Source organism: Lactococcus lactis, assembly GCF_029023865.1.
GTDB lineage: Bacteria > Bacillota > Bacilli > Lactobacillales > Streptococcaceae > Lactococcus > Lactococcus lactis.
In genome coordinates this window covers 1,777,484-1,797,685 of the sequence record NZ_CP118969.1, presented here as the reverse complement: position 1 = coordinate 1,797,685, position 20,202 = coordinate 1,777,484, and the positions used below count along the sequence as shown (strand labels likewise).

Here is a 20,202-nt window from a genome sequence, read left to right as displayed (position 1 = left end):
ACAATTAAATGTTCAACCTTATTTATTTATATAGGAGTTTTTTAATAGCCAAGAATGATTTTGGCAATGATTGGAGCAAATATCACATACATAATACCAGTCACTCCGATACTAAGAGCTGCCATTGCACCTTGGGTTTTTCCAAGTTCAATCGCTGTTCCGGTTCCGACAGCATGTCCAGTTCCTCCGAGGGCAATCCCTTGTGCAACTGGGTCAGTAATTCTAAAGAGTTTTAAGAGAGGGCCGCCCAGCACGCTTGTGAGGATTCCTGTAGCAACAACGACAACAACGGTAATTTGTTCAACACCATGCATTTTATCTGAAATTCCCATAGCCATTGCAGTGGTTACTGATTTAGGGAAAATTGAAAGAGAAGCGAGTTTACTAAGGCTGAAAAACTTAGCACAAAGGGCGGTAAAAATACAGTTGACTAGAGCCGCAATAGCAATTGAGCTAACAATTGAGCGCGCGTGATGTTTCATCAAGTGGAAAGTTTTATAGAGAGGAATTCCAAGAGCAACGGTACTAGGTCCAATAAGGTCATTGATAATTGAACCCCCGATATAATAGTTTTTATAAGGGATATGAGCTAGTGAGAGAATTAGGATTATTACGACAGTCGCAAAAAGAAGTGGGTTTGTCCAAGGCTTACGAAAGTTTTCATTAATTCGTACTCCAATCATAAAGACAAGAACGGTAAGGACAAAGCCAAAGAGAGGGTCGGTAGTGATAATATTCATGATTTTATATGCTCCAAATTATTGGTCTTCAGTGGAAGAAGTGACGGTAGTATCTGGTTTTAAAGCGACATAATCGCCTTCAAATTTAACTTTAATCCATTCAACTAATTTTCCTAAGATGAGCATATTTATAACGAGTGCTCCAACAACAATCAAGAGGATTTGTGCCCAAAAGTGGCTAATCAAATTCCATTTGGCCATAATTCCAACACCGGCTGGCAAAAATAAAATGGTCATATTATTGATAAGAAAGCTGCCGGCTTCATCAACATGACGAAATTCAAGAATTTTGAATTGTAATGCGAGGAAAAGTAGTATCATTCCTAGAATAGAGCCTGGAACTGGTAAACGAAAGACGTTTGAAATGACATTTCCAATAAAAGAAAAGCCAAAAATGATTAATAATTGCAGGTAAATTTTCATATTTGTTAACTCCCTAAGTTAATTACGGATAATTTTTACAACAATTTTTATTGTACTCTTCGAGATAGGCTTTTTCAAGGATAAACTGGCTTTAGACTAATGAAAATGGCTTAATAAAAAATTTAAAATGTGTGCTTGACTTTTACTTGAAACGTGTTATAATAAATATAAATAAACTATTAGAAAGGAGCGTTCGTAAGGGCGCTCCTTCTCTTGTGTTTTTAAAATAGAAGTTGACTTTAACTTTGTATTTTATGAAAGGAGAATTGCCTATGAATGATGTTGTTAAAATTGTAGAAGATTTCATTAGACCTCATATTCCTCAACCTTTTGAACTGTTTGCAGTTGAATGGGAAAAATTTGGTGGAGATATGATGCTTTCAATTCTGGTGGATAAAGAAGGCGGAATCGAAATTGATGAGACGGCTGAGTTGAGTGAAATCATTTCACCTTTGCTTGATACCATTAGTCCAGACCCGTTTCCAACAGAAGGTTATCTACTAGAGGTTGCAAGTCCAGGAGCTGAACGTCCTTTGCGTAAAGCTGAGCATTTTGCGGGTGCAGTTGGTGAGTATATTTTCGTTAAACTTTATCAAAAAATCAATAATGAAAAAGAAATTACTGGTGATTTGGTAAGCTTTGATGGAGAAACTTTAGTGGTAGATGTCTTGGATAAGACCCGTCATAAAAATATTGAAATTCCTTTATCTGCTGTTGCAAAAGCACAAACGATGGTTAAATTTTAAAGATATGACAGGATTTATTGATTTTTCTAAAGAGAATCAATAATTAGAAGCTGAGTTCGATTTCCTTGAGTTAGGCGAAAATGTAGAACTTCCTTGATTCAAGGTAGTCGAACTTAGCTTATATTAAAAATGAAATTTTCTTATAAAAAGAAAGAGAGAAAAAAATGAGCAAAGAAATGCTGAACGCCTTTGCAATGTTAGAAGAGCAAAAAGGAATCAAATCTGAGATTGTTATTGAAGCGATTGAGCAAGCTATCACAGCAGCTTACAAGCGTCAATATGGTCAAGCACAAAATGTTAAAGTTATCTTTGATGAAAAGAAAGGAAACTTCAATGTTTATTCGACTCGTGAAGTCGTGGATGAAGTTTTCGATAGTCGTCTTGAAATTTCACTTGAGGATGCGCATGAATTAAATCCTCACTATGAAATTGGCGACAAAATTATGTTTGAAGAAAAACCAAAAGATTTTGCTCGTACTGCTGCTGGAGCTGCTAAACAAGTTATCATGCAAAAAATGCGTGAAGAAGAACGCACAATTATTTATAACGAATATAGCCGTTACAAAGATGAAATCATCCAAGGAACAGTTGAAAAAGTTGATGCTCGTGCCGTTTATGTAAATCTTGGCCGTGTTGATGCTCTTTTGACTAAGAAAGACCAAATTCCACAAGAAAACTTCCATGTGGGAGACCGTGTAAAAGTTTATGTTACTGATGTTGTCTTGACTCCAAAAGGAACTCGTGTCTTCATTTCACGTACTGCGCCTGATATGCTCAAACGTATGTTTGAAAAAGAAATTCCTGAAGTTTTTGATGGAACTGTTGAAATCAAATCAATTGCTCGTGATGCTGGTGACCGTGCTAAAGTCATCGTTCAAAGTCATGATGAAAATGTTGATGCAATTGGTACAATGGTTGGGGCTAAAGGTTCACGTATCCAAGGAATCATTCGCGAACTTGCGGGTGAAAAAATGGATATCATTGAATGGTCAGAAGATAAAGCGACACTTGTTGCCAATGCTTTAAAACCTGCTCGTATTGAACAAGTTTTGATTACTGCTGACGGTTCAAGTTTAGCAGTTGTTGCGCGCGACCAATTGTCACTTGCCATTGGTAAACGTGGTCAAAATGTTCGTCTTGCTGCACATGTTACAAACAGTAAAATTGATATTAAAGCGGCTGATGAATTCAATCTGGATGATTATGAATTCGTGGGTGAAGATGGGGAAGAAATTCCAACAACTAAAGTTGACGAAACTCTTGTAGTTGAAGAAGTTGTTGAAACACCTGAAGTTAGCGAAAGTGAAGAATAAATTTTAAAAGCTTGAAAATTTACTGACAGAAAATAATATTTTAGAAAAAGCACAAAGGTGCTGAAAATTTCTTTTTTATAGGTCCGTCAGTAAAATGGCTGATATTCTAGTGGTCAAGAAATTGGCTGTCAGTCATTTTTTCAACAGAAATTTTGAGGATTTTCGATGAAACAGAAAAAAACTCCAATGAGAAAATCTTTAGTCTCGAATGAACAATTTCCCAAAAAGGATTTGTTACGGATTGCTTATAATAAAGAGGGAGAAATTTCAATTGACCCTTCTGGTAAAGCACATGGACGCGGAGCTTATATTGCCATTTTGAATAAAGAAGCAAGAGAAGCTAAGAAAAAACGTGTTTTTGACCGAGCTTTTCAAACTAAAATTGCTGATGAGTTCTATGATGAGTTAATCACTTATGTTGAACACCTTGTTGCTCGACGAGAACTTGAATCTGCAACCTATTCCGCTGATTTAGCGCCGGACTACGACTAAAGATGGATAAAAAACAACAAATTTCAAATTTACTAGGAATTGCAAAACGAGCTGGAAAAATTATTAGTGGTGAAGAATTGGTGATTAAATCAATTCAAAGCAGTAAAGCTACATTAGTTTTTCTTGCCAATGATGCCGCAGCAAATTTGAGTAAAAGAATTACTGATAAATCAAATTATTATGAGATTGCTGTCTCAACACTCTTTACAGAAATAGAATTATCGCACGCCATAGGACAAAATCGCAAGGTTATTGCACTTGTGGACGATGGATTTGCAAAGAAAATGGAGAGCCTCATGAACAATTGATGATATAAGGAGGACAAAGATTGTCTGATAAAAAACGTATAAACCAAATTGCTAAGGAAACTGGATTAACAAATGCTGAACTTGTTTCGGCAGCACAAACTCTCGGTTTTGAAGTGAAATCACATTCAAGTTCTGTAACAGCAGAACAAGCAGAAAAAATCATTCAAAGTGCAAAAACAGGCACTGACCAAACTGCTAAAGTTGCTGAAAAACCTGTTAAAAAAAGTCAACCAAAAGCTGCTGAGTCAGCAAAGAAAAACAAGGAAGACCATCCACGCACATTTGCTGGAAAAGCAGTTGTTGAGGACCCAGCAATTTTAGCAAGAATTAAAGCTAAAGAAGAAGCTGAAAAAGCAGCAAAAGTAGAAGTTGCATCAACTGAACATCCTGTTGTTACAGAAAAACCTAAAGCTAGTGAACCAGTTAAAAAAGCTGAACCAAAAGTTGAAGCTAAATCTGAGCCAAAAGTTGAAAAAGTAGAAACAAAAGATAACACAGCAACGTCAAAAGCTGAAGTAAAACCAGAAAATGTTGCTGATAAAAAAGAACCAGTTGTTACTGAAGAAAAGAAAAAATCATTGACTCAAAAACCAAGAATTCAAATCAAAGTTATTAAACGTGCCGAAGATATCAAAAAAGAACAAGCGGCAGCTCGTCCTGAAAAGAAAAAATTCGACAAAAATCGTAATGACCGAAATAATCGTAATGATAATCGCCGTCCTAACCAAAATGGGAATGGTCAAGGTGGAAACCATTATGATAAGAACCGTTCATCTGGTCAAGGACAAAATCAAGGTCAAAAACGTGACAAATTCGCTTCATCAGGTAGTGCACCAGCAACAGATTCGTTTACACCAGCTACTTCTGGTAAAACAAACCGTCGTGACCGTGACCGTAAAAAATCTGATAATAACCGCGATAATACAAAAGATGGTAACCGTAAAGGTGGTCCACTTCGCGTAAATGATAATCGTAATCAAGTTCGTAATGCGCGTAATTCAAACTGGAATCAAAAAGGTGGTCGTGGTCGTCACCAAAACAACCAATCTTCAAGTGTTCCAGCAACTCAACGTAAATTCCATGAATTACCAGAAAGTCTTGAATATGAAGTAGGAATGAATGTTCAAGATATTGCTAAATCAATCAAACGCGAACCAGCTGAAATTATCAAAAAACTCTTCATGATGGGAACAATGGTCAATCAAAACCAATCACTTGATGAAGATACAATTGAGTTGATTCTCATGGATTATGGTGTAACACCAGTCAAAAAAGTTGAAGAAGATAAATCAGATATTGAACGTTTGTTTGTTGAAGATGGTTATCTTAAAGAAGAAAGCATGGTTGAACGCCCAGCTGTTGTTACAATTATGGGACACGTTGACCATGGTAAAACAACTTTGCTTGACCGTTTCCGTGAATCTCGTGTGACTGAGGGTGAAGCAGGTGGTATCACTCAACATATTGGGGCTTACCAAATCAAATCGAATGGTAAGAAAATTACTTTCCTTGATACGCCAGGTCACGAAGCCTTCACTTCTATGCGTGCTCGTGGTGCTTCTGTCACAGATATTACAATCCTTGTAGTTGCTGCTGATGATGGTGTAATGCCACAAACAATTGAAGCAATCAATCACTCTAAAGCCGCTGGGGTGCCAATTATTGTTGCAATTAACAAAATTGATAAACCAGGTGCAAATCCACAACGTGTAACACAAGAATTGACTGAACATGGTGTGTTCCCAGTCGCTTGGGATCCAGAAAATGGTTCAGAATTTGTTGAAATTTCGGCTAAATTTAACCAAAATCTTGATGAATTGTTAGATACAGTTCTTCTTGTGGCAGAAGTGCAAGAACTTAAGGCTGACCCAACTGTTCGTGCCATTGGTACTGTTGTTGAAGCACGTCTTGACCAAGGTAAAGGGGCAATTGCAACTCTCTTGGTACAACAAGGAACACTTCATGTTCAAGATCCAATTGTTGTCGGAAACACATATGGTCGTGTTCGTACAATGACAAATGACCTCGGACGTCGTATTAAAGAAGCTGGTCCGTCAACTCCAATTGAATTAACTGGACTTTCTGACGTACCACAAGCTGGTGATCACTTCGCAGTATTTGAAGATGAAAAAGCAGCTCGTGCGGCTGGGGAAGAACGTGCTAAACGTGCTCAATTGATCAAACGTCAAAATACACGTCGTGTTAACTTGGACAATCTCTTTGATACTCTTAAAGAAGGTCAAACTAAATCTGTTAACATTATCATCAAAGCGGATGTTCAAGGTTCTGCAGAAGCGCTTGCTGCTTCACTTCAAAAAATTGAAGTTGAAGGTGTGAAAGTAGATATCGTCCATTCAGCTGTTGGGGCAATTTCAGAGTCTGATATTTCACTTGCAGCAGCATCAAATGCGATTATCATTGGATTCAATGTTCGTCCAACTGGTCTTGCACGTGAACAAGCGGCTCAAGAAGAAGTTGATATTCGTTTGCACAGCATCATTTATAAAGTAATTGAAGAAGTTGAAACAGCGATGCGTGGAATGCTTGATCCTGAGTTCAAAGAAGAAATCATTGGTGAAGCAATTGTTCGCGAAACATTCAACGTTTCTAAAGTTGGTACAATTGCCGGATTTATGGTTATTCGTGGTAAAGTTGCCCGTGATGCTTCTGTCCGTGTCATTCGTGAAGGTGTCGTGATTCATGATGGAGCTATTGCCAGTCTTAAACATTTCAAAGATGACGTTAAAGAAGTCGGAAATGCTCAAGAAGGTGGTTTGATGGTTGAAGACTTCAACGATGTTGAAATTGATGATACATTTGAAGTTTACAAAATGGTTGAAATCGAACGTAAATAATAAGGTGTGAGCTCGACTGTCCAGAAGTTATGATAATTGCTACTTCGACTAACTGCTTTAGCAGTTTAGCGAGAATGGACAGCGTAGATAGAGAAATATGGTTATACGCGTAGTGTAGATTCTATTTTGTCTATTTTCACAGACTTCTAAGAAGGTGAACTCAGTTAAATAAAAGGTGAGGGCGACTGGTTAAAAATGATGAATTTTATTTAAGTTTATTGTTTCTGGGAGCTTTTACTCATTTTAAATGTGGGTGTGGAAAAGTGATTTAAAAATCATTTATCTACATTTTTAAACGAAAAAATAGGAGGAGAAAATGGGAAATTCTTTTCGTAGCGACCGTGTCGCTGTAGAAATTCAACGCGAAATCAATGATATTTTACGAAATAAAGTACGTGATCCACGTGTTCAAGATGTAAATATCACTGATGTTCAATTGACTGGTGATTTGAGTCAAGCGACTGTTTATTATAGCCTCTTGTCAAATCTTGCCTCTGATAATGAAAAAGCCGCAACTGCTTTGAAAAAAGCAACCGGTCTTTTCAAAAGTGAATTGGCAAAACGCATGACCATTTTCAAAATTCCAGATTTAACTTTTGCAAAAGATGAATCTGTTGAATATGGTTCAAAAATTGATGAGCTTCTTCGTGGGCTTAACAATAAATCAGAATATTAATTAAAAAAGTTACTGACGAAAAAATTGAGTGTATTCTTTAGGTTGAATACATTCTGACAGTTCTGTCAGTAACTTTTTTTGTCATAAAAATACTGACAGAATTGTTCTAGATAAATTTTGTGATATAATAGACATTGTGAAATGAAAGCGAATAAAATCTGCTCATTTGGAGGAAATTATGAAAGAACCATTGTTTTTGAACTCAGTTTTGCAAGAAAAAATCTGGGGCGGCGACCATTTGAAAGAGTTTGGCTATGATTTGCCATCAGACAAAGTTGGTGAATATTGGGCTATTTCTGCTCATCCACATGGTGTGTCAACAATTGCTAATGGCGAATTTAAAGGTCAAAAACTTGACCAATTATACGCAAGTCACCGCGAATTGTTTGGTGATAGTAAAAAAGAAGTTTTTCCCTTACTAACTAAAATTTTAGATGCCAATGACTGGCTTTCTGTGCAAGTTCATCCAGATGATGAATATGGACAAAAACATGAAGGTGAACTTGGAAAAACTGAATGTTGGTACATTATTTCAGCTGAACCAGGTGCTGAAATTATCTATGGACATAATGCTAAATCACGTGAAGAATTAGCAGAAATGATTAAATCTGGTGATTGGGATCATTTGTTACGTAAGGTAAAAGTGAAAACAGGAGATTTCTTCCATGTTCCGTCAGGAACAATGCACGCAATCGGTGCTGGAATTGTTATTCTTGAAACACAACAATCTTCTGATACAACTTACCGTGTTTATGATTTCGACCGTAAAGATGACCAAGGAAATCTACGTGAATTACATATTCAACAATCAATTGATGTATTGAATATTCCGGGCGACAAAGTTCCTGAAAATCAAGTTAAAACTGAAAAATTTGCTGATGCAGAAATTACAACTCTTGTGAAATCAGATTTCTTTGATGTTTATAAATGGCAAATTCATGGTGACCATGAATTTACCAAAGTTGTAGATTACACTTTAGTTTCTGTACTTGATGGTCAAGGAAAATTAATAGTTGATGGAAATGAATATCCAGTTGAAAAAGGAGCTCATTTCATCTTACCAAGCAACATTGAAAAATGGAATTTGTCTGGTCAATTAGAAATTATTGCCAGCAATCCTGCCTAATGTATTCAAAAGTTACTGATGAAAACTTTAAATTTTCTGTCAGTAACTTTTTTTGTTGAAATTATTTCTGTCAGTAGTTTGGGAAGGCAAATTTTACTGACAGAAACTAATATTTTTTATAAAAATTGAGCAATGATGATGTTTTCTAAAAATTATTACTTGCAAATCATTCTAAAAAATAATATAATTTGATACAGAAAACCATTTGCAATATAAAAACAAATTGAGTTCATCTTGCGAGAAAGAAAAAATAGAATAATAAATCAGGGGGTAAGTTGATGATGTTTTTTTGCATCAGTTTATCCCCTATCTAAATGTAATAATAAAATTTCATAAGGGGGTTTTATTGATTTCAATTTCTTTTTTTTCGTAATGTCTAAAGTCGGACTCACATCTAAATAATGAAGAGGATGACAGATGAAAACAGATTTTGATAAGGTGAATGAATGGCTGATTCAACTCTTTCATGATTTTATGATATTAGAGGAGCAATTTTTAAAGGACTCAGCTTATTCAGATGTAACAGTAAAAGAATTACAAATTTTGACACTGGTTCATACGCTAGGAACTTGTCGTGCGACAGATATTGCCAAAAATCAAAAATTGGCCTTGTCAACAATTACAATTACCCTCAATCGATTAGAAGATAAGGGATATATTGAACGCAAGCGTTCTACAGCGGACAGACGAGTGACTCACATTATACTGACATCGAAGGGTGATGAGCTTTGTGCAACTCACCGTGAATTTTTCCATACGATTACAGATAATCTATTTGATAGCGTTTATGGAACTACTGAAAATAAATTGGCTGGTGAACTTGCAACCTTACACGATTCTTTGGAGAATATGAAATAATGACTTTTGCGAAAATTACGCAAGTGGCACACTATGTGCCTGAAAATGTGGTATCTAATGATGACTTGTCCAAAATAATGGATACTAATGATGAATGGATTTACAGTCGGACAGGAATTAAAAATCGCCATATTTCAACTGGAGAGAACACCTCAGACTTAGCAGCTAAAGTTGCTAAGCAGTTGATTAGCGATTCAAACTTAAGCCCAGAAACGATTGACTTCATCATTGTTGCTACAGTAACTCCGGACTCATTGATGCCTTCAACCGCGGCACGGGTTCAAGCTCAAGTAGGAGCAGTTAATGCTTTTGCTTACGATTTGACTGCGGCTTGTTCAGGCTTTGTCTTTGCTCTATCAACAGCGGAAAAATTAATTTCCTCAGGAGCATATCAACGAGGGCTTGTCATTGGCGCAGAAGTCTTTTCAAAAGTAATTGATTGGTCAGACCGATCAACTGCTGTTCTTTTCGGAGATGGAGCTGCTGGTGTGCTTATTGAAGCTGGCGCGAGTCAACCTCTGATTCTTGCTGAAAAAATGCAAACAGATGGAAGTCGTGGGAACAGTTTACTTTCTAGTTATGCTGACATCCAAACTCCATTTGCCTCTGTCTCATACGAAAGTTCAAACTTGAGTATGGAAGGGCGAGCAATTTTTGATTTTGCCGTACGTGATGTTCCTAAAAATATCCAGGCAACTTTAGAAAAAGCTAATTTGTCTGCTGAAGAAGCAGATTATTATCTCCTTCATCAAGCGAATTCAAGAATCCTTGATAAAATGGCTAAAAAGCTTGGTGTGACGCGCCAAAAGTTCCTTCAAAATATGCAAGAATATGGTAACACATCGGCAGCAAGTATCCCTATATTGTTGTCAGAATCCGTAAAAAATGGTATATTTAGTTTGGACGGTCAAACTAAAGTCGTCTTGACAGGATTTGGCGGTGGACTCACTTGGGGTACAGCAATTATTAATTTATAAGAGCTTCAAAGTTTAGCAAGTTTTTCTTAAGTTGTCTATATAAGAAAACATTATCAGCTAACTTTGACTCACAAAAAGATTTTAAAAAATCTTCACTAACTAATGGTTATAAACCGCTTTGCGGATATAATATAAATATTTTCACTCAATTAAAGGAGAAAAAATTATGGCAGTATTTGAAAAAGTACAAGATATTATCGTTGACGAACTCGGTAAAGAAAAAGAAGAAGTAACACTCGAAACTTCATTTGAAGAGCTCGACGCTGATTCACTTGACCTTTTCCAAATCATCAATGACATCGAAGACGAATTCGACGTTGAAGTTGATACAGAAGCAGATATGAAAACAGTTGCTGACCTCGTTAAATACGTAGAAAACAACAAATAATTCGGGATGGGGGTGAAGCGAGCAAAGGAGTTGATTCTTTTGCGAATTTCGCCCCTTCTTTTCGTTGGACTAGTTCTATTTTCAAAATAGTATTCTAGTATAGGGGGCTCAGTAATGATATACTGAGCTTGTCCTATAATTTTCATATTGAAGAATGTCATTTTTTTTAAGATAAAAAACATTTTACAATACTAATAATTAACTTTATAAAAGAAAATACGAGGAATTCTAATTGACTGATTTTGAATCATTGATTCAAAAGGTTGATTACTATATATTATGACTAAAACAGCATTTTTATTCTCAGGTCAAGGGGCACAAAAGCTTGGAATGGCACGTGACTTATATGACCAATATGAAACAGTTAAAGCAACTTTTGATGAAGCAAGTCAAGCTTTAGGATATGATTTGCGAGCTTTGATTGATAATGATGAAGAAAAACTAAATGAAACAAAGTACACTCAACCTGCAATTTTAACAACCTCTGTTGCTATTTTACGTTTGTTAAGTGAGAATGGGATTAAACCTGACCTTGTTGCTGGTCTTAGTCTTGGTGAATATTCTGCCTTGGTAGCATCAGGAATCATTGATTTTCAAGAAGCAGTTAAGCTTGTAGCTAAACGTGGTCAATATATGACAGAAGCTGCACCGACTGGTTCTGGTAAAATGGTCGCTGTAATGAACACAGACCCAGCCTTGATTGAAGAAATTTGCCAGAAAGCGGCCGAATTTAAAGGCGGTATTGTGAGTCCAGCAAATTATAACACGCCCGCACAAATTGTTATTGGTGGTGAAGTTGAGGCGGTTGATTATGCTGTTGAGTTGCTAAAAGAAGCCGGAGTTCGTAAACTTATTGAATTAAAAGTTTCAGGACCTTTCCATACAGCAATTTTAAAACCAGCATCTGAAAAATTGGCTTTGGAACTTGATAAAATTGATTTTAGACCTTTTGAATTACCATTAATCTCAAATACGAGTGCTAAAGTAATGGAAAATGATGAAGTCAAAGGACTTTTGACGCGTCAAGTCATGGAACCAGTTCGTTTTTATGAATCTGTTGAAACAATGCAAAAACTAGGGGCGACTCGTTTTATTGAAGTTGGTCCTGGGAGAGTACTTTCAGGTTTCATTAAAAAAATTGATAAAAATGCAGAAATTGCTAATGTTGAAAATTTAGCTTCATTTGAAGCTTTGATTAATCAGTAAAATTGAAGAAAGGAATTGAGTTTGTCCTTTTGAAATCTTAGTACTAAAGTGCTAAAACTTCTTAGGCAGGCTCATATCTTAAATAATGGAAATTAAAAATAAAAATGTCTTTGTGACTGGTTCAACACGTGGAATTGGTAAAGCAATTGCGCTTCAATTTGCTAAAGCGGGTTCTAATCTAATTATTAATGGTCGTTCAGCAATTTCAGAAGAATTATTAGCTGAATTTACAGCCTATGGTGTTAAAGCAGTTGGTATTTCTGGTGATATTTCAAAATCAGAAGATGCAAAACGAATGGTTGCAGAAGCGATTGAAACTCTTGGTTCGGTAGATATTTTGGTAAACAATGCAGGGATTACTCGTGATGGATTATCTTTGAAAATGTCAGAAGAAGATTTTGAGTCTGTTCTTAAAATCAACTTGACTGGGGCTTTCAATATGACACAGGCTGTATTGAAACCGATGACCAGAGCTCGTTCTGGAGCAATTATTAATATCTCATCAGTTGTTGGACTTATGGGAAATGCTGGGCAAGCAAATTATGCCGCTTCAAAAGCAGGACTTATTGGTTTGACAAAATCAATTGCTAGAGAAGTTGCGGCACGAAATGTTCGTGTCAATGCTGTGGCTCCAGGATTTATTGAATCAGATATGACTGAAGTTCTTTCTGATAAAGTTAAAGATGCAATGAAGGGGCAAATTCCAATGAAACGTTTTGGAATGCCTGAAGAAATTGCAACAGCAACTCAATTCTTGGCTGAACAAGAATATATGACTGGACAAGTACTTACCATTGATGGTGGAGTTTCAATGTAAATTATTCATTGATAAATTTTAAAATTAAGAGGATAAAAATATGACAAATAGAGTTGTTATCACTGGTTATGGTGTAGTTAGTGCAATTGGAAATAGCCCAGAAGAATTTTGGAACAATCTTAAAGCTGGTAAAACTGGAATTGGTCCAATCACTCACTTTGATGCTGAAGCAACAGGGATTTCTGTTGCAGCAGAAGTAAAAGAATTTCCATTTGATAAATATTTCCAGAAAAAAGATGCACGACGCATGGATACTTTCTCACTTTATGCGGTTTATGCAGCACTTGATGCCATGGAAATGTCTGGTATTACAGAAGAAAATACTAATTTTGACCGTTTGGGCTGTATCATGGCTTCTGGGATTGGTGGACTTGAACAATCACAAAAAAATTCACAAGCCATTGTCGCTAAAGGCCCTCGTAAAGGGGTAGCACCACTCTACGTTCCACTTGCTATTGCTAATATGGCAACTGGTAACGTTGCTTTACGTACAGGTGCTCGTGGGGTTTCGCGTGCTGAAGTAACGGCTTGTGCGGCTGGTGCTAATTCAATTGGTTCAGCTTTCCGTGAAATTAAACATGGTTATGCTGATGCAATGATTGCTGGTGGTGCTGAAGCGGCTATTTGTGAACTTGGAATTGCAGGTTTTGCTAACTTGACTGCTTTGACTAAAGAAACTGACCCTGAAAAAGCATGTATTCCATTTGATAAAAATCGTTCTGGATTTGTAATGGGTGAAGGTTCTGGTGTATTGATTTTGGAAAGCCTTGAACATGCACAAGCTCGTGGCGCTAATATCTTGGCTGAGATTGTTGGATACGGAAATACAAATGATGCTTTCCATATGACAACTCCTTCAGGAGTGGGTGCTGAAAATGCGATTAAATTGGCTTTGGAAGAAGCTGGTGCAAGTCCAGCTGATGTTGATTACGTTAATGCACACGGAACTTCAACACATGCCAATGAAGAAACTGAAAGCAAAGCAATTCACAATGTAATTGGCGATAAAGCTTATGTTTCATCTACAAAAGCATTGCACGGTCATGCACTTGGTGCAACAGGTGCAATTGAAGCAGTGGCAACTGTTCAAGCACTTTTGAATCAATATGCACCAGTAAATGCTGGAACAACTGAACTTGATGAAGGAATGACAATTAATGTTGTTCTTGGTGAAGGTAAACCTGCTGATATTAATCTTGCATTGTCGCAAGACTTTGGTTTCGGTGGACACAATGCTGTATTGGCATTCAAGAAATGGACTGGAGAGTAAATAAAAATGAACATTTCAGAAGTAAAAGATTTGATGAACCAATTCAATGGTTCTACTTTACGTGAATTTTCTTGGAAAAATGCTGATGGTGAATTATCATTTTCTAAAAATGAAGGTCAAGCCCTTGTTGGAGCTCAAAGTGCTGCACCTACTGCACCTGCATTTACAGCTCAACAAGCAACGCCAGTTGCAGAAAGTACAGAAGCGCCCGTAGCAAGTGAAGCGGCTGTTGAAGCTGAGGGGGAAGCAGTTACTTCTCCATTAGTGGGTGTAGCCTATCTTAAACCTTCACCAGATAAGGCTGAATTTGCCAAAGTTGGTGATTCAGTTAAAAAAGGTCAAACTTTGCTTATTATTGAAGCAATGAAAGTAATGAATGAAATTCCTGCACCAAAAGATGGAGTTATCACGGAAATTATGGTTTCTGGAGAAGATGTCGTTGAATTTGGTCAAGATTTGATGAGAATCAAATAAAAAAATTACTGACAAAGCTCTGTCAGTTTATCTTTGATGTAAAAGTTACTGACAGCTCTGGTTTAGGTGCCAGAGAATTTACTGACAAGTTCTGTCAGTGAATCTCTAAAAGAAAAGTGAGAATAAATGACAGAAGTAAACATTAATGTAACTGAAATTATGGAGGCTTTGCCTCATCGTTATCCATTTCTATTAGTCGATCGTGTGATTGATATTGCTGAGGATGAAATTACAGCAATTAAAAATGTGACGATTAATGAAGAATTTTTCCAAGGACATTTTCCACAATATCCAGTAATGCCAGGGGTTTTGATTATGGAAGCTCTCGCACAAGCGGCTGGTGTTTTAGAATTATCTAAACCTGAAAACAAAGGAAAACTTGTTTTTTATGCGGGAATGGACAATGTTAAGTACAAAAAACAAGTCACTCCCGGAGATCAATTGGTCTTACATGCTAAATTTATCAAACGTCGTGGTCCAATTGCGGTTGTTGAAGCAGAAGCAACTGTTGATGGAAAATTGGCGGCTAAAGGAACTTTGACTTTTGCCTTAGGGCGTTAGTGCTTTAGTACTTGCCTTTTTATCACTTGCTTTAGCAAGTAGAGAAAACGGACAGCGAAACGAAGTGGAGATAGGCTTATAACCATTACGACTAATCGCTTTAGCGATGTAGCGAGTATGGATTAAAGACGGTCAAGGTGACCTGATATCGAAGATGTCAGGTTGTGTCCTGCCTTAGGTAAATAGCTCATCTTCATTTAAAAATAATCATATTTTTTATGATTAAGAAACAAAAATTTATTTTAACCATAAGATTTTTTACTTATGGTAAATTCGGAGTTATTTTTATTTATCAAAAAATTGTTTTGTTGGGAATGACTTTCTTTTTTATCATTCCTTTCAAAACACCCATTGAGCAAAAGCTCGGGGTATTTTCCCATATGGAGAACATCTATGTTTAATAAAATTTTGATTGCCAATCGTGGCGAAATTGCTGTAAGAATTATTCGTGCAGCTCGTGAATTAGGAGTGGGTACAGTTGCCATTTATTCAACTGCAGACCGCGATGCTTTACATGTTCATTTAGCTGACGAAGTAATTTGTGTGGGCCCAGCTAGAAGTACTGAGTCTTATCTTAATATGAATAATATTCTGTCAGCTGCTGTGGCAACAGGCGCACAAGCGATTCACCCAGGTTTTGGATTCCTTTCTGAGAATTCAAAATTTGCTCGTCTTTGTGAAGAAATGAATATTAAATTTATCGGTCCGTCAGCAAAAGTTATGGATATGATGGGTGATAAAATCAATGCTCGTGCAGAAATGATTAAAGCTGGTGTTCCTGTAACACCGGGTTCTGAGGGCGAAGTTCATACCACTGATGAAGCAGTAAAAATTGCTGAAGAAATTGGCTATCCAATCATGCTTAAAGCATCAGCTGGTGGTGGTGGTAAAGGAATTCGTAAGGTTAATAATGTTGAGGAACTTGTTCCAGCATTTGAGGCAGCACAAGCGGAAGCACAAGCAGCTTTTGGTAATGGAGCCATGTTCATCGAACGAATGATTTTCCCAGCGCGTCATATTGAGGTTCAAATCTTAGGAGATAGTCAAGGAAATGTGATTCATCTTGGTGAACGTGATTGTTCATTGCAAAGAAATAATCAAAAAGTTCTTGAAGAATCTCCGTCAGTTGCAATTGGACACACTTTACGAAATGAAATAACAGCTGCGGCTGTTAAAGCTGCTCAGCATGTTTCTTATGAAAATGCGGGAACCATTGAGTTCTTACTTGATGAATCTTCTGGTAAGTTTTATTTCATGGAAATGAACACACGTGTTCAAGTTGAACATCCGGTCACAGAGTTTGTATCAGGTGTTGATATTGTAAAAGAACAAATTCGTGTAGCCAATGGCAATGAATTGTCTGTCAAGCAAGAAGATGTGACTTTTAGTGGACATGCGATTGAATGTCGAATTAATGCGGAAAATCCTAAATTTAATTTTGCACCAAGTCCAGGAAAAATTACTAATCTTTTCTTGCCAAGTGGTGGAGTTGGTTTGCGGGTTGATAGCGCTATGTACAGTGGTTACAGCATTCCGCCATATTATGATAGTATGATTGCTAAAGTCATTGTTCATGGTGAAAATCGTTTTGAAGCACTGATGAAAATGCAACGCGCCCTTCTTGAATTTGACGTTGAAGGGGTCATTACAAATGTTGATTTCCAACTAGAATTAATTTCTGACCCACATGTTGTGGCAGGAGATTATGATACAAGCTTCTTAGGAAATATTTTCTTACCAGAATATCAAAAAGAAGATTAATCAATAGATTAGTGACGGAATTGTCAGATGGCTTACAATTCATCTGTCAGTAAAATTTATAAAAAAATGAGAAAAGGATGCAAAGATGGCTCTTTTCCAAAAGAAAAAATACATTAAAATTAATCCAAATCGTTCCATTATTGAAAAGCAAGCCGAGCAGCCAGAAGTTCCTGATGAACTTTTTGCCAAATGTCCTGCTTGTAAACATACGATTTATCAAAAAGATTTAGGAAAAAATAAAGTTTGTCCTAATTGTGATTACAATTTCCGAATTACAGCCAAAGAACGGTTAGCAATTGTTGCTGACAAAGATTCTTTTGTTGAAATGTTCACTGGAATCGAAAGCAAAAATCCCTTGGATTTTCCAGGTTATCCTGAAAAATTGGCGGCAACAAAAGCACGGACTGGTCTTGATGAGGCAGTTATGACTGGGACGGCCACAATTAAAGGGAAAAAAACGGCTTTGGCAATTATGGATTCGACTTTTATCATGGCTTCAATGGGAACTGTTGTTGGTGAAAAATTGACACGCTTATTTGAATATGCAACTACCGAAAAATTGCCGATTATTGTTTTTACGGCATCAGGTGGTGCAAGAATGCAAGAAGGAATTATGTCATTGATGCAAATGGCCAAAACTTCGGCTGCTGTGAAACGTCATTCAAATGCAGGACTTTTTTATATTACAGTTTTAACTGACCCAACAACTGGAGGAGTGACAGCTTCATTCGCCAGTCTGGGAGATATTATTTTAGCTGAACCCCAATCTTTAATTGGTTTTGCTGGACGTCGTGTCATCGAACAAACCGTCCGTCAAACTTTACCTGATGATTTCCAAAAAGCTGAATTTCTTTTGAATCACGGTTTTGTTGATGCAATTGTTAAGCGGACTGAATTACGTCAAAAATTGGCACTTCTTTTAGAACTTCATACGGAGGTGGAAAATGTCTGAAACAACTGATTCACTGACAGGTGAAGTTTCACAAAAAAATATTGCTGACATTATTAATGAAGCACGAGCGGCTGACAGAATTTCGGCAAGAGATATTATTGACAAAGTTTTCACTGATTTCTTTGAATTACACGGCGACCGTCAGTTAACAGATGACGAAGCGATCGTCGGCGGAATTGCTCGCTTCAATAATCAAGCTGTGACCGTTATTGGAATTCAAAAAGGACGTAACCTTGCTGAAAATTTAGCTACTAACTTTGGACAACCAAGTCCGAATGGCTATCGTAAAGTGTTAAGACTGATGAAGCAAGCTGAAAAGTTTGGTCGTCCAGTCATTACGTTTATCAATACAGCTGGTGCTTATCCAGGAATTGAAGCAGAAGAACGTGGACAAGGTGAAGCAATTGCTAGAAACCTTTTGGAAATGTCTGACCTTAAAGTTCCAATTATTGCTTTCATCACAGGTGAAGGTGGTTCAGGAGGAGCATTAGCTCTTGCACTTGCCAATAAAGTATATATTTTAGAAAATGCTGTTTATTCAGTACTTTCTCCAGAAAGTTTTGCGACGATTCTCTGGAAAGATGGTTCACGTCGTGATGAAGCGGCTGAATTGATGAAAATTACAGCGCCACATCTTTTAGAAATGGGTCTTGTTGATGCTATTATTTCTGAGGAAAATCTGATTGATAACCTCAAGAGACAACTGACAGAATCACTTGGTGAATTGTCATTACTGACAGAAATAGAATTGGCAGAACAACGCTACGAAAGATTTAGAAAATATTAAAAAACGAAGGATGTCCTTCGTTTTTTTATACATAAAAAAAGTTAATTCTGCTATAAAAAAATCTTATAGCACTGGGCACACTTTCGTGATATCTTTATATTAGATTGAAAATAGAAAGAAAAGGGCCAATGACAAGTATAAAAACGAAAGTAATTCATGGTGGTATTTCAACAGACAAGACAACAGGAGCAGTATCTGTTCCGATTTATCAAACGTCAACTTATAAACAAAACGGACTTGGACAACCTAAAGAATACGAATATTCACGTTCTGGAAATCCAACGCGTCATGCTTTGGAAGAATTAATTGCAGATTTAGAAGGTGGTGTTCAAGGATTTGCATTTAGTTCAGGACTTGCTGGAATTCATGCGGTTCTTTCGCTATTTTCTGCAGGAGATCATATCATTTTAGCTGATGATGTTTATGGTGGAACTTTCCGTTTGATGGATAAAGTGCTGACAAAGACAGGGATTATTTATGATTTAGTTGATTTGAGTAATCTTGATGACTTGAAAGCGGCTTTTAAAGAAGAAACGAAAGCTATTTATTTTGAAACTCCTTCAAATCCTTTATTAAAAGTTTTGGACATTAAGGAAATTTCAGCAATTGCTAAAGCTCATGATGCCTTAACACTGGTGGATAATACCTTTGCGACACCGTATTTACAACAACCAATTGCTTTAGGAGCTGATATTGTTTTGCATTCCGCAACGAAATATTTAGGTGGACATTCAGATGTAGTGGCAGGACTAGTTACAACCAATTCAAAAGAACTCGCCAGCGAAATTGGCTTTTTACAAAATTCAATTGGGGCGGTTCTTGGACCACAAGACAGCTGGTTAGTGCAAAGAGGTATTAAAACACTTGCGCTTCGGATGGAGGCTCATTCGGCAAATGCTCAAAAAATTGCTGAGTTTTTAGAAACTTCTAAAGCCGTCTCAAAAGTTTATTATCCAGGTCTTAATAGCCATCCAGGGCATGAAATTGCTAAAAAACAAATGTCTGCCTTTGGAGGGATGATTTCATTTGAATTAACGGATGAAAATGCCGTCAAAGATTTTGTTGAAAACTTGAGCTATTTTACGTTGGCTGAATCACTAGGTGGCGTTGAATCTTTAATTGAAGTGCCAGCAGTGATGACTCATGCTTCTATTCCAAAAGAACTTCGTGAAGAAATTGGGATTAAGGATGGCCTAATTCGTCTATCAGTAGGGGTTGAAGCAATTGAAGATTTACTGACAGATATCAAAGAAGCACTTGAAAAAAAATAATTTTACTGACAGACTTGTAAGCAAAGCTTACGACTCCTTTCTCCCTCGCTTTAACAGCTCACATTGGTCCTGTTGAACTGACAGAAAAATTAGACAGTAGAAATTGAAAGTAATTTACTGACAGAAGTGCATACAATTCATCTATCTCCCGCCTCAAGCGCTCATTTGGTTGACTTGAACTGACACAAAGCTGTCAGTAAT

Annotated in this window: 21 protein-coding genes; 19 read left to right on the top strand and 2 right to left on the bottom strand. The window is 36.9% G+C overall.

Annotated elements, in window-relative coordinates; genetic code table 11:
* Nucleotides 1-41 precede the first annotated feature (41 nt).
* Together PYW37_RS08915 and PYW37_RS08910 are read right to left on the bottom strand one after the other, a co-directional pair.
* Nucleotides 42-740 (bottom strand): LrgB family protein, encoded by a 699-nt coding sequence (locus PYW37_RS08915; protein ID WP_003132485.1) that lies wholly within the window; start codon nucleotides 738-740, stop codon nucleotides 42-44.
* Between the two features lie 18 nt (nucleotides 741-758).
* Nucleotides 759-1,163 carry a CidA/LrgA family protein gene (locus PYW37_RS08910; RefSeq protein ID WP_023188868.1) on the bottom strand — a complete coding sequence of 135 codons (405 nt, stop codon included), beginning with the start codon at nucleotides 1,161-1,163 and terminating at the stop codon, nucleotides 759-761.
* Between the two features lie 272 nt (nucleotides 1,164-1,435).
* Between PYW37_RS08910 and rimP the strand changes: the two genes are divergently transcribed.
* The 19 genes from rimP to PYW37_RS08815 all read left to right on the top strand — a co-directional run bounded on the left by rimP (nucleotide 1,436) and on the right by PYW37_RS08815 (nucleotide 20,001).
* Entirely contained in the window at nucleotides 1,436-1,909 is a 474-nt protein-coding gene (gene rimP / locus PYW37_RS08905; protein WP_010905551.1) for a ribosome maturation factor RimP, read from the top strand.
* Nucleotides 1,910-2,073: 164 nt separating this feature from the next.
* The gene (nusA, locus tag PYW37_RS08900) at nucleotides 2,074-3,222 is read left to right on the top strand and encodes a transcription termination factor NusA (protein ID WP_023188867.1); all 1,149 of its coding nucleotides are present in this window, start codon (nucleotides 2,074-2,076) and stop codon (nucleotides 3,220-3,222) included.
* Nucleotides 3,223-3,387: 165 nt separating this feature from the next.
* The gene (gene rnpM / locus PYW37_RS08895) at nucleotides 3,388-3,714 is read left to right on the top strand and encodes an RNase P modulator RnpM (protein WP_003132489.1); all 327 of its coding nucleotides are present in this window, start codon (nucleotides 3,388-3,390) and stop codon (nucleotides 3,712-3,714) included.
* Between the two features lie 2 nt (nucleotides 3,715-3,716).
* Nucleotides 3,717-4,022: a YlxQ-related RNA-binding protein gene (locus PYW37_RS08890; RefSeq protein WP_003132491.1), complete on the top strand. Its 306-nt coding sequence runs from the start codon at nucleotides 3,717-3,719 to the stop codon at nucleotides 4,020-4,022.
* A gap of 20 nt (nucleotides 4,023-4,042) precedes the next feature.
* Nucleotides 4,043-6,877: a translation initiation factor IF-2 gene (gene infB, locus PYW37_RS08885; RefSeq protein ID WP_023188866.1), complete on the top strand. Its 2,835-nt coding sequence runs from the start codon at nucleotides 4,043-4,045 to the stop codon at nucleotides 6,875-6,877.
* 316 nt (nucleotides 6,878-7,193) lie between these two features.
* Nucleotides 7,194-7,553 (top strand): 30S ribosome-binding factor RbfA, encoded by a 360-nt coding sequence (gene rbfA, locus PYW37_RS08880; protein WP_003132494.1) that lies wholly within the window; start codon nucleotides 7,194-7,196, stop codon nucleotides 7,551-7,553.
* Between the two features lie 178 nt (nucleotides 7,554-7,731).
* A complete protein-coding gene (gene manA, locus PYW37_RS08875; RefSeq protein WP_023188865.1) occupies nucleotides 7,732-8,679 on the top strand; it encodes a mannose-6-phosphate isomerase, class I in 948 nt (315 codons plus the stop codon).
* 417 nt (nucleotides 8,680-9,096) lie between these two features.
* Nucleotides 9,097-9,537, top strand: coding sequence for a MarR family winged helix-turn-helix transcriptional regulator (locus PYW37_RS08870; protein ID WP_003132498.1), 441 nt, complete (start codon nucleotides 9,097-9,099; stop codon nucleotides 9,535-9,537).
* On the top strand, nucleotides 9,537-10,514 hold the full coding sequence (locus tag PYW37_RS08865) for a beta-ketoacyl-ACP synthase III (protein ID WP_023188864.1): 978 nt from the start codon (nucleotides 9,537-9,539) through the stop codon (nucleotides 10,512-10,514). The genes PYW37_RS08870 and PYW37_RS08865 overlap by 1 nt, the downstream gene beginning before the upstream one ends.
* A 166-nt stretch (nucleotides 10,515-10,680) precedes the next feature.
* Nucleotides 10,681-10,902, top strand: coding sequence for an acyl carrier protein (locus PYW37_RS08860; protein WP_003132501.1), 222 nt, complete (start codon nucleotides 10,681-10,683; stop codon nucleotides 10,900-10,902).
* Nucleotides 10,903-11,181: 279 nt separating this feature from the next.
* Nucleotides 11,182-12,108, top strand: coding sequence for an ACP S-malonyltransferase (gene fabD / locus PYW37_RS08855; protein ID WP_003132502.1), 927 nt, complete (start codon nucleotides 11,182-11,184; stop codon nucleotides 12,106-12,108).
* Between the two features lie 85 nt (nucleotides 12,109-12,193).
* On the top strand, nucleotides 12,194-12,925 hold the full coding sequence (fabG, locus tag PYW37_RS08850) for a 3-oxoacyl-[acyl-carrier-protein] reductase (protein WP_015426088.1): 732 nt from the start codon (nucleotides 12,194-12,196) through the stop codon (nucleotides 12,923-12,925).
* A 40-nt stretch (nucleotides 12,926-12,965) separates the two neighbouring features.
* Nucleotides 12,966-14,195 carry a beta-ketoacyl-ACP synthase II gene (gene fabF / locus PYW37_RS08845; RefSeq protein WP_011835565.1) on the top strand — a complete coding sequence of 410 codons (1,230 nt, stop codon included), beginning with the start codon at nucleotides 12,966-12,968 and terminating at the stop codon, nucleotides 14,193-14,195.
* A gap of 6 nt (nucleotides 14,196-14,201) precedes the next feature.
* On the top strand, nucleotides 14,202-14,669 hold the full coding sequence (accB, locus tag PYW37_RS08840) for an acetyl-CoA carboxylase biotin carboxyl carrier protein (protein ID WP_003132509.1): 468 nt from the start codon (nucleotides 14,202-14,204) through the stop codon (nucleotides 14,667-14,669).
* 126 nt (nucleotides 14,670-14,795) lie between these two features.
* The gene (gene fabZ, locus PYW37_RS08835; protein ID WP_003132511.1) at nucleotides 14,796-15,230 is read left to right on the top strand and encodes a 3-hydroxyacyl-ACP dehydratase FabZ; all 435 of its coding nucleotides are present in this window, start codon (nucleotides 14,796-14,798) and stop codon (nucleotides 15,228-15,230) included.
* Nucleotides 15,231-15,623: 393 nt separating this feature from the next.
* Complete coding sequence (accC, locus tag PYW37_RS08830) at nucleotides 15,624-16,991, top strand: acetyl-CoA carboxylase biotin carboxylase subunit (RefSeq protein WP_025016733.1); 1,368 nt, start codon at nucleotides 15,624-15,626, stop codon at nucleotides 16,989-16,991.
* 85 nt (nucleotides 16,992-17,076) lie between these two features.
* Nucleotides 17,077-17,943 (top strand): acetyl-CoA carboxylase, carboxyltransferase subunit beta, encoded by an 867-nt coding sequence (gene accD / locus PYW37_RS08825; RefSeq protein WP_023188861.1) that lies wholly within the window; start codon nucleotides 17,077-17,079, stop codon nucleotides 17,941-17,943.
* On the top strand, nucleotides 17,936-18,730 hold the full coding sequence (gene accA / locus PYW37_RS08820) for an acetyl-CoA carboxylase carboxyl transferase subunit alpha (RefSeq protein ID WP_025016732.1): 795 nt from the start codon (nucleotides 17,936-17,938) through the stop codon (nucleotides 18,728-18,730). The genes accD and accA overlap by 8 nt, the downstream gene beginning before the upstream one ends.
* Before the next feature lie 128 nt (nucleotides 18,731-18,858).
* Nucleotides 18,859-20,001, top strand: coding sequence for a cystathionine gamma-synthase (locus PYW37_RS08815; protein ID WP_010905558.1), 1,143 nt, complete (start codon nucleotides 18,859-18,861; stop codon nucleotides 19,999-20,001).
* Nucleotides 20,002-20,202 lie beyond the last annotated feature (201 nt).